The sequence below is a fragment of the Brachybacterium ginsengisoli genome, assembly GCF_002407065.1.
Lineage (GTDB): Bacteria > Actinomycetota > Actinomycetes > Actinomycetales > Dermabacteraceae > Brachybacterium > Brachybacterium ginsengisoli.
On sequence record NZ_CP023564.1, the window covers coordinates 454,158 to 468,509 of the forward strand.

General features: G+C 72.0%; 11 protein-coding genes. 9 read left to right on the plus strand and 2 right to left on the minus strand.

Annotated elements, in window-relative coordinates; all coding sequences use genetic code 11:
• Nucleotides 1-103 precede the first annotated feature (103 nt).
• The 3 genes from CFK41_RS02015 to CFK41_RS02025 are packed head-to-tail and all read left to right on the plus strand — an operon-like array spanning nt 104 to nt 3,366.
• On the plus strand, nt 104-1,300 hold the full coding sequence (locus tag CFK41_RS02015) for an MFS transporter (protein WP_096798167.1): 1,197 nt from the start codon (nt 104-106) through the stop codon (nt 1,298-1,300).
• Nucleotides 1,301-1,310: 10 nt separating this feature from the next.
• A complete protein-coding gene (locus tag CFK41_RS02020) occupies nt 1,311-2,672 on the plus strand; it encodes a TrkH family potassium uptake protein (protein WP_227873169.1) in 1,362 nt (453 codons plus the stop codon).
• The gene (locus tag CFK41_RS02025; RefSeq protein ID WP_096798169.1) at nt 2,665-3,366 is read left to right on the plus strand and encodes a potassium channel family protein; all 702 of its coding nucleotides are present in this window, start codon (nt 2,665-2,667) and stop codon (nt 3,364-3,366) included. The genes CFK41_RS02020 and CFK41_RS02025 overlap by 8 nt, the downstream gene beginning before the upstream one ends.
• 31 nt (nt 3,367-3,397) lie before the next feature.
• Here the strand turns inward: CFK41_RS02025 and CFK41_RS02030 are convergent, their stop codons facing one another.
• The gene (locus tag CFK41_RS02030; RefSeq protein ID WP_169928769.1) at nt 3,398-4,384 is read right to left on the minus strand and encodes a peptidoglycan-binding protein; all 987 of its coding nucleotides are present in this window, start codon (nt 4,382-4,384) and stop codon (nt 3,398-3,400) included.
• A gap of 450 nt (nt 4,385-4,834) precedes the next feature.
• Here CFK41_RS02030 and CFK41_RS02035 point away from each other — a divergent pair, with 450 nt between their 5' ends.
• From CFK41_RS02035 to CFK41_RS02060, 6 genes are all read left to right on the plus strand, one after another.
• Entirely contained in the window at nt 4,835-6,598 is a 1,764-nt protein-coding gene (locus CFK41_RS02035) for an ABC transporter ATP-binding protein (protein ID WP_096798171.1), read from the plus strand.
• Nucleotides 6,595-8,622, plus strand: coding sequence for an ABC transporter ATP-binding protein (locus CFK41_RS02040; RefSeq protein WP_096798172.1), 2,028 nt, complete (start codon nt 6,595-6,597; stop codon nt 8,620-8,622). Before CFK41_RS02035 ends, CFK41_RS02040 begins: the two co-directional genes overlap by 4 nt.
• Before the next feature lie 169 nt (nt 8,623-8,791).
• Complete coding sequence (locus tag CFK41_RS02045; RefSeq protein WP_096798173.1) at nt 8,792-9,955, plus strand: FAD-dependent monooxygenase; 1,164 nt, start codon at nt 8,792-8,794, stop codon at nt 9,953-9,955.
• A gap of 285 nt (nt 9,956-10,240) precedes the next feature.
• Nucleotides 10,241-11,467, plus strand: coding sequence for a hypothetical protein (locus CFK41_RS02050; RefSeq protein ID WP_096798174.1), 1,227 nt, complete (start codon nt 10,241-10,243; stop codon nt 11,465-11,467).
• 17 nt (nt 11,468-11,484) lie between these two features.
• Nucleotides 11,485-12,723, plus strand: coding sequence for a sensor histidine kinase (locus tag CFK41_RS02055; RefSeq protein ID WP_151904636.1), 1,239 nt, complete (start codon nt 11,485-11,487; stop codon nt 12,721-12,723).
• Entirely contained in the window at nt 12,720-13,406 is a 687-nt protein-coding gene (locus CFK41_RS02060) for a response regulator transcription factor (protein ID WP_227873170.1), read from the plus strand. The genes CFK41_RS02055 and CFK41_RS02060 overlap by 4 nt, the downstream gene beginning before the upstream one ends.
• A gap of 38 nt (nt 13,407-13,444) precedes the next feature.
• Here CFK41_RS02060 and CFK41_RS02065 read toward each other — a convergent pair whose 3' ends face one another.
• Nucleotides 13,445-14,347 carry an AraC family transcriptional regulator gene (locus CFK41_RS02065; RefSeq protein ID WP_096798176.1) on the minus strand — a complete coding sequence of 301 codons (903 nt, stop codon included), beginning with the start codon at nt 14,345-14,347 and terminating at the stop codon, nt 13,445-13,447.
• Between the last annotated feature and the right edge of the window lie 5 nt (nt 14,348-14,352).

Genomic DNA, 14,352 nt, shown 5'->3' on the forward strand with positions numbered 1-14,352 from the left:
AAGGGCAGTACCTGGACCGGCAGGGACTTCCCCGCACCCGCGCGCCGGTGTGTACTCGGTCAGGACGACGGCGTGATCGTCGACCCCTATTCCGAGGACCTCCGTGAACCGACTCCTGATGCCCTCCGCGGCGCTCCTGTGGGGGCTGCAGATCGCCTTCCTCAGCCCCTCCCTGGCGCTGATCCTCACCTCGCTCTACGGGGCGTCGATGGTCGAGGTGGGCTGGGTGCTCGCGATCTACAACGCGAGCGGCTTCGTCGCCTCGCTGGTCCTGCCGGCCTGGGCGGACCGTCATCTCGACTACCTCCGGCCCATGCTCGGCGCCGGGGTGCTCACGGCGCTGCTCGTGCTGCTGCTCGCCACGGTCACGACCCTGCCCCTGGTCACGATCGCCCTGGTGGTGCTCGGCGGTCCCGCCGGTGTGGGCACCTCGATGATGTTCGCCCACCTGCGGCACTCGGGGGCGCGGGCCTCGCAGGTCATGAACATGCGCGCGGTGGTCTCGGCCGCCTGGGTCGCGGGCCCGCCGGTCGCGACGCTGATCATCGGCTGGTACGGCCCCCGCGCGATCCTGGTCGCGATCGGGGCGGTCGCGCTGCTGAACATCGCGACGACGATGGCGATGATGTCCCTCCGTCGGCGGGAGTCCCTCGCGGCCGACGGGGCTGCGGCGCCCGTCGTGCACGAGGACTCCGTCGCCCTCGGGACAACCGGGATCGTGCTCGTGACCACGGCGTTCGTCCTGCTCCAGGCGACCAACGCGACGAGCATGTCCTTCCTCGCGGTGTACGTCCCGCAGACCCTCGGGATCGACGTGCTCTGGGCGGGCATCGCTCTGGGCCTCGCGGCCGGGCTCGAGATCCCCGCGCTGATGCTCATCGGCCGGCTCACCGAGCGCTTCTCGAGCCTGGGCCTGATCGTCACCGGCTGCCTCGCCGGCATCGTCTACTACGCGGGCGTCGCGGTCGCGACCGGGCCGGTGCTCCTGCTCGTGCTGCAGCCGCTGAACGCCTGGTGCTTCGCAGGCATCGGCGGCGTGGGTCTGACGCTCTTCCAGCAGATGATCTCGCGCCCGGGACTGTCCACCGGCCTCTACATGAACACCCGTCGGATCGGCGCGATCCTCTCCGGGCCGCTGATCGCCCTGGGCGGCGCGACCCTCCTCGGACTGCGCGCCACCTTCCTGGCCTGTGCGCTCCTCACCGTGATCGGGATGGTGATCATCCTCGTCGCCGCCCGGCGCGGCACCGCGGTGATCCGCGGATCACAGGAGGCTTCCGTCGGCCCGGCGCAGGCGTAGCATTCCGCGCGTGCCACCACTCGGGCCGCTCCGGCCTTCCCGCACCGACCGGCGACCGCGCCCCACCCGGACGGTCTTCCTCGCCTTCGCCCTCAGCGCCGTCCTGGGGACGCTCCTGCTGATGCACCCGGCCGCCTCGACCGGTCCCGGCGGCGCCGGGGTGATGGAGGCGCTGTTCACCGCGGTCTCCTCGCTGTGCGTCACCGGGCTGATCGTGGTGGACACCCCCGTCTTCTGGACGGCGTTCGGGCAGGTCGTGATCCTCGCGCTGATCCAGCTCGGCGGCCTCGGCGTGATGACCTTCGCCTCCGTGGTGGGCATCGCCGTGGTCCGCAAGCTGTCCCTTCGCTCGAAGCTCACCGCCGCCGCGGAGGTCAAGAGCTTCGGCATCGAGGACGTGCGCACCCTCGCGCTGAGCGTCGTGCGGATCTCTCTCGCCATCGAGGCGATCGCGGCGGCGATCCTCACGCTGCGCTTCGCCCTCACCTATGACGAGTCGTGGGGAAGGGCGCTGTGGCTCGGCGTCTTCCATTCGATCTCCTCCTTCAACAACGCCGGCTTCGCGCTCTACAGCGACAGCCTCATGTCCTTCTCCGATGATCCCGTGGTGCTCCTGACCACGAGCGGCGCGACCGTGCTCGGCGGCCTCGGGTTCCCCGTGCTGATGCAGCTCATGAAGCATCTGGGCACCGTGCGGCTGTGGACGATGAACACCCGGATCGTGCTCGCGGCGACCCCGCTGCTGCTCGTCCTCGGCACCGTGTACATCACCGCGCTCGAGTGGACCAATCCGGCGACCCTCGGCGGGATGCCCCCTCACCTGCGGATCCTCAACGGCTTCGCGATGTCGGCCCAGACCCGCACCGCGGGCTTCAACTCGATCGACACCTCGGCGATGGACCCTGCGACCTGGCTGGGCATGGACCTGCTGATGTTCATCGGCGGAGGCCCCGCGGGCACGGCGGGCGGCATCAAGGTCACCACCTTCGCCGTGCTGTTCTTCCTGATGCTCGGCGAGCTGCGCGGCGCCGGCGCCGTGACCGTGTTCGGCAAGCGTCTCTCCCGGGCGGTGCATCGCCAGGCGATCACCGTCATCGTGATGGCGGTCGGCCTCGTGGTCGCCGCGACCGTCGCGCTCATGCTCATGACCGACTTCTCCCTCGACCAGATCCTGTTCGAGGTGGTCTCGGCGTTCGCCACGGTGGGCCTGTCCACGGGGATCACCGCGGACCTCCCCGTCGGTGCGCAGCTGATCATCGTCGCGCTCATGTTCATCGGCCGCCTGGGCCCGATCACGGTCGCCACCGGCCTCGCCCTGCGCCGGCGCACGCTCCTCTACGACCTCCCCAAGGAAAGGCCGATCATTGGCTAAGCACAGACTCTTCCGCACCGGCCTCTCCGCCGGTCCGACCTCCGACCGGTCCGTCGCGGTCATCGGCCTGGGCCGCTTCGGGCAGTCCCTCGCCCTCGAGCTCATGGACGAGGGCGCGGAGGTGCTCGGCATCGATGCGCGCGAGGACATCGTCCAGTCGCTCAACGGCAGGCTCACGCACGTCGTCCATGCCGACGCCACCGACGAGGCGGTGCTGCGGCAGCTCTCGATCCCCGAGTTCGACCGGGTCGTCATCGCGATCGGCAGCGACATCCAGGCCAGCATCCTGGTCACCTCGCTGCTGCTGCGCTTCGACATCCGGAAGATCTGGGCGAAGGCCGTCAGCGACCCGCACGGTCTGATCCTCGAGCAGCTGGGCATCCAGCACGTGATCTACCCGGAGAAGGACATGGGCCGACGGGTCGCCCACATCGTGCTGGGCACGATGCAGGACTTCATCGAGATCGACACGGACTTCGCGATGGTCAAGACCGCGCTGAGCCCCGAGCTCGCGGGTGCGCGGCTCGGGGACAGCGGGATCCGCCGGCGGTACGGTGTGACCGTCACCTCCGTGAAGCCCGCGGGGGGCACCTGGCAGCCCGCCACGCAGGACACGGTGCTGCAGGAGGGGGACACCATCCTGGTCACCGGCCCCACGAAGCAGGCGGAGACGTTCAGCCGCGGCATGTCCTGACCTCGCCCGGGGCGCGGTCAGGGGCCAGGGGTCAGCCGACGATCAGACCGCGGTTCATCTGCAGCGCGTTGATCAGGGTGGAGCGGCTGTAGCCCCTGATGCCGATGCTCTTCGCGCGGCCCGGATCGGAGACCAGGATCCGCCCGGAGGAGTCCTTGCCCCGCGCCACGACGTAGTGCCCGTAGTTCGCCCCGGAGACGCCGAGCAGCTTCCCGTGGTTGACGTGCAGGATGGTGGTCCTCCCCACGGCGGCGGCATCGGTCGCGGCGGCGAAGGAGACCTGCGAGGCCGCACCCCGGGTGGCCCTGATGCCCCGGGCGAGGTCGGTGAGGTCCGAGCCGTAGTAGGAGACGCTCTTGACGGTGGGTCGGCCCGCGGGCGAGAGACCGCAGGACACGCGCATCCGCTCCACGACGGCCCGGTTGCCGGTGATCGAGGAGGTGTAGCCGCTGGGTGCTTTCCCGACGCCGACCAGTGCGATCACCGCGGCCGTCGGCCCGCAGTTCTCCGAGCTGAAGTAGCCCGTGCTCATCTGGTCGATCACGACGAGCTTGCCGGTGGTGGACGTCGGGGCGACCACGCGCCTCACCCCGAGGGCGGACATGGTCTTCGCCCCGGCGCGGCCGTCGGCCACGAGCTTCTTGGAGGTCTGGTACTTCTTCATCGCGGCGACGGTGACGCTGCCGTAGTCGCCGTCGACCACGAGGCCGAGCGGCTTCTGCACGGCCTTGACCACAGTCACGAGCTCGGCCTGGGTGATCGGGCCGGGGTCGCCGTCGGCGACGAGCCGACGATCGGTCTGGAAGGCCCTGATCGCGGTGCGGGACATGGGCCCGATCTGGCCGTCGACGACGCCGTCGTAGTAGTAGAGGCCCCACAGGGACTTCTGGACGCCCGAGGTGGACAGCGCCTGGGCGGCGGTGGGCAGGAGCAGCCCGCCGGTGGCGAGCGCACCGGTGAGCGCGAGGCCGCGGAAGGCCGCGCGGCGGGTGACGGGGGCGGGGATGAGTCGTGACATGGCGAGGGATCTCCGTCTCGTGGTGGCCGTGCAGGGGCTCCGTCGGGTCGGGACGGCGCTGCGGTCGACCGGTCGTGCCGTCATCCTGCGATGGCCGAACATCGCGACGCAGGCGATCACCGGAAGTCCTCGATCGGTTCCGGGCCTGTTCATGCCTGGGCCTCCGTCCAGCCATGGGGGATCCGGGTCCGTGCCCGACCGGTCAGGAGACGGCGCGCGTCTCCTGCGAAAGTCGGGTGCGCTCCGAGGGCGTGGCGGGAAGAATGGGGATCGAGCTCCCGCCGGGTCGCCACCGGGCCCGCGGGATCGGGCTGGGCCGTCGGGCCCGCGGTGCACAGCGATCGCTTCGAGGACAGGAGCTGTCCTCCACCGCCCCTACGCTCCGACTGAGACCTCGGCCGCTCACCCCCGTCGGCCGGGCCGCACGACCATGCACCGGGAGATCCCTCCATGCTCTGGACCCTGATCCGGCGACACCTCCGGCCGTACCTGCCGCACGTGGCGGCCGTCGCCGTCCTCCAGCTCGCGACCGTCCTCGCGACCCTGTACCTGCCGAGCCTCAACGCCGACATCATCGACAACGGCGTCGCCACCGGGGACACCGACCACATCTGGCGCGTCGGCGGGATCATGCTGGTCGTCGCGATGATCCAGGTGATCACCGCGATCGTCTCGGTGTGGTTCGGGGCGCGGGTCGCGATGGGCATCGGGCGGGACATCCGCCGCTCCGTCTACACGCGCGTGGATCGCTTCTCCACCGAGGAGATGGGCCGCTACGGGGCGCCGACCCTCATCACCCGCGCCACGAACGATGTCCAGCAGGTGCAGATGCTGGTGCTCATGACCCTGAACTTCATGGTCATGGTGCCGATCATGTCGATCGGCGGGATCATCATGGCGATCCAGGAGGATCCGGGGCTGTCCTGGCTGGTGTGGGTCTCGGTGCCGGTGCTCATGCTGATCGTCGGCCTGCTGGTCACGAAGCTGATGCCGCTGTTCCAGCGGATGCAGGACAACATCGACTCCCTCAACGGCGTGATGCGCGAGCAGATCATGGGCATCCGCGTGGTCCGCGCGTTCGTGCGGGAGGACCACGAGACCGGCCGCTTCACGGACGCCAACGCCATCCTCACCGACACCTCGGTGCGGATCGGGCGGCTCTTCGTGATCATGGGACCGGCGATCACCGTGGTCCTGCACCTCGCGACCGCCGCCGTGCTCTGGTTCGGCGGCCACCGTGTGGACGCCGGCCTGGTCGAGGTGGGCTCGCTGACCGCCTTCATGCAGTACCTGCTGCAGATCCTCATGGCGGTCATGATGGGCACCTTCATGTTCATGATGTTCCCGCGCGCGATCATCAGCGCGCGCCGCATCGGCGAGGTCCTCGAGACCACCCCCACCCTCGCCGAGCCTGCGCGGCCGCTCGCCCTCGAGTCCTCCGGCGGCGGCGCGACCGTCGAGTTCCGCGATGTCACCTTCGCCTACCCCGGCGCGGAGTCCCCGGTGCTGGACGGCGTCTCCTTCACCGCGGAGGCCGGCCGCACCACCGCCATCATCGGCGCCACCGGCGCGGGCAAGACCACGCTGGTCAGCCTCATCCCGCGTCTGCACGACGCGACCGGCGGGCAGGTGCTGATCTACGGGATCCCCGTCACCGACCTCGACCGCGCGAGCATCTCCGCCGCCGTGGGCCTCGTGCCGCAGAAGCCCTACCTGTTCTCCGGCACCATCGCGCACAACCTGCGCTTCGGAGATCCTACGGCCGACGACGAGCAGCTGTGGCGCGCGCTCGACGTCGCGCAGGGCACCGAGTTCGTCCGCGACCGGACCACAGGCGAGGGGGAGGGCGCGGCCCGGGGGCTGGAGTCCTCCGTCTCCCAGGGCGGCACCAACGTCTCCGGCGGGCAGCGCCAGCGGCTCTGCATCGCCCGCACCCTCGTCGCCGCTCCGCGCGTGTACGTCTTCGACGACTCGTTCTCGGCGCTCGACGTCACCACCGATGCGAAGGTCCGCGAGGGCCTGGCCCAGCACACCGAGGGCGCGACCACGATCATCGTCGCCCAGCGCATCTCCACCATCACCGCCGCCGACCAGATCCTCGTGCTCGAGGAGGGCCGGATCGTGGGCCGCGGCACCCACGACGAGCTGCTCGAGAGCTCGCAGACCTACCGGGAGATCGTCGACTCCCAGATCACCGTGGAGGAGACGGCATGAGCGCGAAGAAGAGCACCGCCGCGACGCAGCAGGACGGCACCGCCGAGCTCACCGAGTCCGAGATCCTCGAGATGCAGGACTCGATGTCCGGCGAGTGGGGCGAGTCCGCACCGCGCAAGGCCAAGGCGTTCTGGCCCTCCGCGCTGCGCCTCGCGGGCACCTTCAGGGACCACAAGCTCGGGCTCGGCGTGGTGCTGCTGTGCGGTCTCATCTCCACCGTGCTCACGGTGTGGGCGCCCACCATCCTCGGCGACGCGATGGACGTCATCTTCGACGGTTTCCTCTCCGGGCAGGGCGTCGCCTTCGACGCGCTCGGCCGCCTGCTCATCATCGTGCTCGGCATGTACCTGGTCGCGGCGCTGTTCGACTGGCTGCAGGGCCGCCTGCTGAACGACGTGGTCATGGACATCGTCTACGGCCTGCGCCAGCGGATCGAGGCGAAGGTCAACCGCCTCCCGCTGTCCTACTTCGACACCCGCCAGCGCGGCGACCTGCTCTCCCGCACCACCAACGACGTCGACAACGTCCAGACCGCCCTCCAGCAGGCCTTCGCCTCCCTGGTCTACGCGGTGCTGACCATCGTGGGCATCACGATCATGATGTTCTGGCTCTCCTGGCAGCTGGCGCTCATCGCGCTCGTCGCCCTGCCGATCTCCGGCGTGGTCATCGGCATCATCGGCGCGAAGTCGCAGAAGCTGTTCACCGCCCAGTGGCGCAACACCGGGCGCCTGAACGGGCACGTCGAGGAGTCTTTCACCGGGCACGACCTGGTCACCGTCTTCGATCGCCAGGACTCGATGCGCGAGCAGTTCGACGAGCGCAACGAGGAGCTGTGGGAAGCCTCCTTCAAGGCCCAGTTCTACTCCGGCATGATCATGCCGATCATGCAGTGGGTGACCTATCTCGGGTACGTGGGCATCGCGGTGGTGGGCGGACTGCGGATCGCCGCCGGGCAGATGTCGCTGGGCCAGGTGACCGCCTTCATCCAGTACTCGCGCGAGTTCAACGCGCCTCTCGGCGAGGTGGCGGGGATGGCGAACATGCTGATCTCGGGCGTCGCCAGCGCCGAGCGGATCTTCGAGCTGCTCGACGCCGAGGAGCAGGAGGCCGACGGCGAGATCACCGTGGGCGACGAGGCCGCCGGATCGGGCGGCGCACGCCGCATCGCGCGCTCCGAGCTGACCGGGACGACCCGGGGCCGGATCGAGTTCGACCACGTCGCCTTCTCCTACACCTCCGACAAGCCGCTGATCACCGACCTCTCGCTGACCGCGGAGCCGGGGCAGACGATCGCGATCGTGGGCCCCACCGGCGCGGGCAAGACCACCCTGGTCAACCTCATCATGCGGTTCTACGAGATCGACGGCGGCCAGATCAGCCTGGACGGCGTGGACATCCGCGCCCTGGACCGCGGCGAGGTGCGCTCGCGCGTGGGCATGGTGCTGCAGGACGCGGTGCTGTTCGGCGGCACCATCCGCGAGAACATCCGCTACGGCCGCCTCGAGGCGAGCGACGAGGAGGTGGTCGCGGCCGCCACGGCCACCTTCGTGGACCGCTTCGTGCACACCCTGCCCGACGGCTACGACACCGTCATCGAGGACGAGGGCGCGAACGTCTCCGCCGGGGAGCGCCAGCTCATCACGATCGCCCGCGCCTTCCTCGCCGATCCGGCTCTGCTGATCCTCGACGAGGCCACCAGCTCCGTGGACACCCGCACCGAGGTGCTCGTGCAGGAGGCGATGGCGGCGCTGCGCACCGACCGGACCTCCTTCGTGATCGCCCACCGCCTCTCCACCATCCGCGACGCCGACGTGATCCTGGTGATGGAGCACGGCGACATCGTCGAGCAGGGCGATCACGACGCGCTGCTCGAGGCCGAGGGCGCCTACCACCGCCTGTACTGGTCGCAGTTCGCCGACGGCGTGGATCCCGACGAGGACGAGGCCGTGGTCGAGGGCGCCGCCACCGGCGAGATCGCGAAGGTGCCCGGCGAAGCACCCGAGGACTCCGCCCGGGGCGAGTGACCCCGGCCGGCCGGCCCCCGGTGGCGGACACGCCGAGCGGTGGAAGTCGCGTACTTGGGGGAATGGCGCCTCCATTCGCCCGTGACCGTCACCCTCGTCGGGTCGCGTCGCACGGATCGTGACGAAGGTGGGGTGCGCTCCGGCGCAGGCCCCCGGTAGCGTCGAGTGCATGGACGTCATCCTGATCGGAGGCGGCATCGCCGGCCTCGCCCTCGCCCACCAGCTCGCCCCCGACCACCGCGTGACGGTGCTCGAGGCCTCCCCGGGCCCGCGCGGCGGCGGCTACATGATCGACTTCTTCGGCCCCGGGTATCTCGCCGCCGAGCGGATGGGGATCATCGACGCGCTCCGATCCCGCGGGCACGTCTTCGAGGGTGTGCGCTACGGGACGCCCGACGGGGCGGAGTCGGGCCGGATCGACGTCGGCCCCCTCGTCGCCGCCTCCGGCGGGCGCTACTTCTCCATCCTGCGCCCCGAGGTCGAGCTCGGGCTCCTCGCAGTGCTGCCGGATACCGTCGACCTGCGCTACGGCGCCCGTGCGGTCGCGGTGCGCGATGCCGATCTCGTCGGTGCGGGCAGCCCTCGTCGCGCGGTGGTCGAGCTCGCCGACGGGGCGACGCTCGAGTCCGATCTGGTCGTGGCCTGCGATGGCGTCCGCTCGGTCGTGCGGGGACAGGTCGCGCCCGGTCACGGGGGGATCGTGCCGATGGGGTACCGGGTGGCGAGCTATCTCTACCAGGATCCGCAGCTCGCCGAGGAGCTGGGGGAGCGGATGCTCATGACCGACACGGTGCGCCGGGTGGGCTGGGTGTACTCGGCCGGAGGCGGTCGTGTCGGCGCGATGTTCGCCGAACGGACCGACGCCGCGCTCACCGAGCGGCCGGTCCCGGACCGGTCCCGGCTCCAGCGGGAGTTCGCCGGGCTGCACCCTCAGGTCGACAGGGCGCTCGCCCACGCCCCGGAGAGCTTCTACGACGACCTCGTCGCGCAGGCGGTGGCGCCCTGCTGGAGCCGGGGACGCATCGCGCTCGCCGGGGACGCCGCCCACGCGCCGTCGCTCCTCGCCGGGCAGGGCACGTCCCTTGCGATCGCGGGCGCCGAGGCGCTGGCCCGCAGCCTCCGTGCCGCCGGCCCGCACGTGGAGGTCGGCCTGACCGAGTACGAGCGCCGCTGGCGGCCGACGGTCGAGGCAGTCCAGCGCGCGGGCCGACGCAGCGCGTCGTTCTTCGCCCCGGCGAACCGGGCGCAGCTGCGCTTCCAGCAGATCGCCCGCCGCGCGGTCACGCTGCCCGGGGCCGCCCGGCTCGCCGCCCGGAGATTCGTCGCGCCCTGACACCGGGGGTCACGGGGCCGAGCCCGGCCCCGCTCCCTGTCCGCTGCCCACCCTCCGCCCGGCCCCGTGGACCTGCGGAGGGCTTTTGTCCGGTGAGGACCGATGCCGGCCCCGACATCGGTCCTCACCAGACAAAACTCGGCTCCCGGTTCCCGGTTCCCGGTTCCCGGTTCCCGGCCCCGGCTCTCGGCTCTCGTCCCTCGGCACTGGCCGTCGCCGGGCGGGGGAGGGGGTTCACCCGGGCGGGGGAGGTGCTCGGCGGCGTGCGGCACGAGGCTCGTGGACATGACCACCACACCTCGCCCTTCCGCCCCTCCGACCCCGCCGGTGGGTGCTGCCCCTGCCGCCGCGCACGCCACCCGTGGCGCTGCCTCAGCTGCCTTCACCGCCCCGACGCCCACCTCCCCGCCCCGCGTCCCCCGCCCGCTGCTGGCCGGGGCGCTCGCCGCCTCCGCGCTCGCCGCTGCGCTCGGCCTGCTCGCCCCGCGGCTCCCGCTGATCGGAGAGGGCATCGCCGAGACCATGCTGGGCGGCATGCTCGGCGCGGGCACGGCGGCGCTGGTCCTCGCCCTCACCGCCCTGGTCGGCGCCGCAGCCGGCATCGCCGCGCTCGTCGGCCTCCTGCCCCGGCCCGCTCTGCTGGGCGTCACCGCTGTCGAGGTGCTCGTGGCCGGCGTGGGCCTGGGCAGCATGTCCACGCTGTCCACCGCGGGCTATCTGCTGGCGCTCGCCATGCCGGTGATCCTCGCGCTGCTGCTGATCCAGACGATCCGGCGTTACCCGCGCCTCCGCCTCCCGCTCTCCGCCGCGGCGGTGCTCGGCGTGGGTGCCGGGACCGTGGTCCTCGGGGCACCGCTGCGGGAGCTGCTCGGGTATCTGCTGCCGGCCTTCGCGGCGGAGCTGCCGCTGATCGGCTTCACCCTGCTCATGGTCGCCGTCGGGGCGCTGTGGTCCGCCGCCGCCGCGCTCGACCTCCGTGGTTCCGCGACTGCCGCCCGCGCCACGGCCTGGGTGACCCGGCATCGGGTGGCGCTCACCGTGCTCGCCGCCTGCGGGCCGCTGCCGTATGCGCTGATCCGCCTCACCTGGCTCACGCCGTGGCCGCTGCTGGGCACCGAGCAGGCGATGGACCTGTCCACCCGGCTGTGGGGCCTGGCGCTCTCCTCCGGCTCCTGGCTCGCCGTGATCCTCACGATCGGCCTGATCCGTCCCTGGGGCGAGGTGTTCCCGCGGTGGATGCCGGTGGTCGCCGGCAGGCCGGTGCCGATCGCCGCCGCCGCGGTGCCTGGCGGGGCCGTCGCGGCCCTGCTCAGCTTCGCCGCGGTGCCCCTGCTCGTGGGGGCGGCGGCACAGGGGCAGGGTGCCGGGCTCGTGCTCGCCTTCGCGATCATCTTCCCCTGCTGGCTGTGGGGCCCCGCGCTCGCGCTCGCCGTGTGGGGCTACGTCGGGCATCGCCGTGACCAGCAGCGACGAGAGGTTATGACGGATGTCCCTGGTGCCGGCACCGCATGATCGGGGACGATGACCGGATGGACACCCTCCGACGGCAGGGCCGCCGCCTCGCGTGGCTGATGGCGGGCGCCGCCATCGGCCTGGCGGTGGTCCTGCTGGTCGTCGTGGTGGTGACCATCATGACCGGCCGCAACGGGGTGGTCACCGGGCCGCTGTGGCTCCTCGTCGCGGTGAGCCTCCTGCTGGCGGCGCTGCTGGGGCTGGTCCCCGGGGTGCGGGAGCTCGAGGTCACCGGGGCCAGGAGCATGCTCGGGGCCGACGGGGAGATGGTCGTCCCGCACCGACCGCGCCCCGCGCACCACCTGCGGACCGGGCTGTGGGTGGTGCTGCATCTGCTGCTGGGTCTGCTGGTCACTGCGGTGCTGGCGACGTTCGTGCCCACCGCCGGGCTGTATTTCGTGGAGCTGGTCCGCGACCGGGATCTCGGCTCCGGGGTGCCGCTGCCAGGGTCCGCGACCGGGAGAGCGGGCGCCGGTGTGCTCGCGGTGCTGGCCGGGGTCGCCTCGCTGCTGGCCTGGTGGCCCATCGGCGCGCTGCTGGCCCGCCTCGCGCCGCACGTGCTCGGCCCCACCACGGCGGACCGCCTCCAGATCGCTCAGGAGCGCGCCGAGCGCGAGGCGGAGCGGACCCGCATCGCCCGGGAGCTGCACGACGGGATCGGGCACGCGCTGAGCGTGGTGAGCATCCAGGCCGCGGCCGCGCGCGCGATCCAGACCCGGGACCCGCAGGCCGCCGCGACGGCTCTCGCCGCGATCGAGGACACCGCCCGCGGCGCCACGGGAGAGCTCGACGCGGTGCTCGCCCTGCTGCGGGAGGAGGAGCCGGCAGGCGAGGGCCGGGCCCGGCCCCCCGAGGGGATCGACCGGCTGATCGCCGAGCATCGGCACCGCGGGATGGACCTGCGGGCACGGGTCGAGCTGCCGGACGATCTCGCCGTTCTGCAGCGTGAGCACCTGGAACGCTGCCTCGCCGAGCTGCTGACCAACGCCCAGCGGCACGGCGGCGAGGGCGCGGTGCACGTCGAGCTCGTCGAGGTCGATCAGCGGGTGCGGTTGCAGGTCACCAGCCCGCTCCGCGATGCAGGCGGCACCGCGACCGCCGGAGCGTCGCGGCGGGGGAGCGCCGGCGGGCGCGGCCTCCGCGGACTGCGTGAACGCGCGGATCTGTTCGGGGGTACGGTCGAGGCGGGGCCGCGGGGGGACGTCTGGACCGCCCGGCTCGATCTGCCGCTGCTGAGGGGGTCCGAACACCGATGAACGCATCGCCGTTCCAGCCGATCCCCGACGCCCCGGAGAACCCGATCCGCATGGTCGTCGTCGACGACGAACCGCTGGTCCGGCAGGGCCTGGCCCTGATCCTCGGCGCACAGGAGGATCTGGAGATCGTGGGGGAGGCGGCCGACGGCGCCGAGGCGCTCCAGGTGGTGCGCGAGACCGCCCCGGACCTGGTGTGCATGGACGTGCGCATGCCGCGGGTGGACGGCCTGCGGGCGACGGAGCTGCTGCTGCGCTTGCCCGATCCGCCGAAGGTCCTGGTCGTGACCACCTTCGAGCATGACGGGTACGTGCACGACGCCCTGGTCGCCGGGGCCTCGGGGTTCCTCCTCAAGCGCGCCACCGCCGAAGAGATGGTCCAGGCCGTGCGCACCATCGCGCGCGGCACCAGCCTGATGTTCCCCGAGACGGTGCGCGAGCTGCTGCGCCCGAGCGCCCGCACCGCCCGGCACGACGGGCCGCCGCTCACCGAGCGGGAGCAGGAGGTGCTGGTCCATCTCGCGCAGGGCCTGACCAACGCGGAGATCGCGAGCGCCCTGTTCCTCGGCGTGGAGACCGTCCGCACCCACGTCGCGAACCTGCTCGGCAAGCTCGGCGCCCGCGACCGCACCCAGGCCGTGGTCTTCGCCTATCGCGCCGGTCTGGTGGACCCGCACAAGGGCTGAGCCCTCGCCGCGGCCAGCGCTCGACCACGCCCGGCCGGTCAGAGATGCAGCGTGCCGCCGTGGGTGCGGAAGGCGCCCGGCGGCTGGCCGTAGCGTCGGCGGAAGGCGGTGATGAAGGGGCGCGCCTCGGGGTAGCCGCTCGCGCGGGCGATCTGGGCGATGGGCTCCTCGGAGTCCAGCAGCAGGTGCGCCCCGTGCTCGAGCCGCATCCGTCGCAGCGCCGCCATCAGCGACTCCCCGGTCGCCTCGGCGAACAGCCGCGAGGCGTGCCGGGCGGACAGATGCACCACCTCGGCGACGTCCTGGACGCGCAGGGGTCGGGAGAGGTTGTCTCCGAGATAGCGCTCCATCGCGGCGACGCTCGAGGTGGTGCGGGCGCCCGGGTCGATCTCGACGGCGAGGTCCTCCGCGCTCGCGAAGGCGCGGCCCGTCTCGACGACCAGCGCGCCGCCCAGGGCCCGCACCTGCTCGACGACCCCAGCACGGGGCGAGCCGGCCTCCGCGGCCAGGGCCGCGATGAGCACGGGCAGCGAGCCCAGGGCGGTGGAGACCCGGGGTCGGTCCTCGAGCAGCAGCCCGCTCCACCAGCCCGGGGCGCTGGTCGGGGACGCACCGGCATCCTGCAGGGCGATGCCCCAGAAGGCGATGCCCAGCCCGTCGGCCGGATGCGAGACGATCTCGTGCACCTCGCCCGGCCGCGCGATGAAGACGCTGCCGGCGGTGACCTCGTGCTCGGTGCCGTCGACGGTGAAGGCGCCGGATCCGGCGTAGGCGAGGCACACCTCGTGGAAGGAGTGCGTGTGGGGGTGGTTGCGCCACACCGAGGGGGCGTAGAAGCCCCAGCTGAGGAAGTCCACCGCCACGCCGTCGACCTCACCGGCCCGCAGCAGGCCGGTGAGGTCGACGAAGGCCGTCGCCTCGGCGACGAGATCGAGTCTCACAGGGG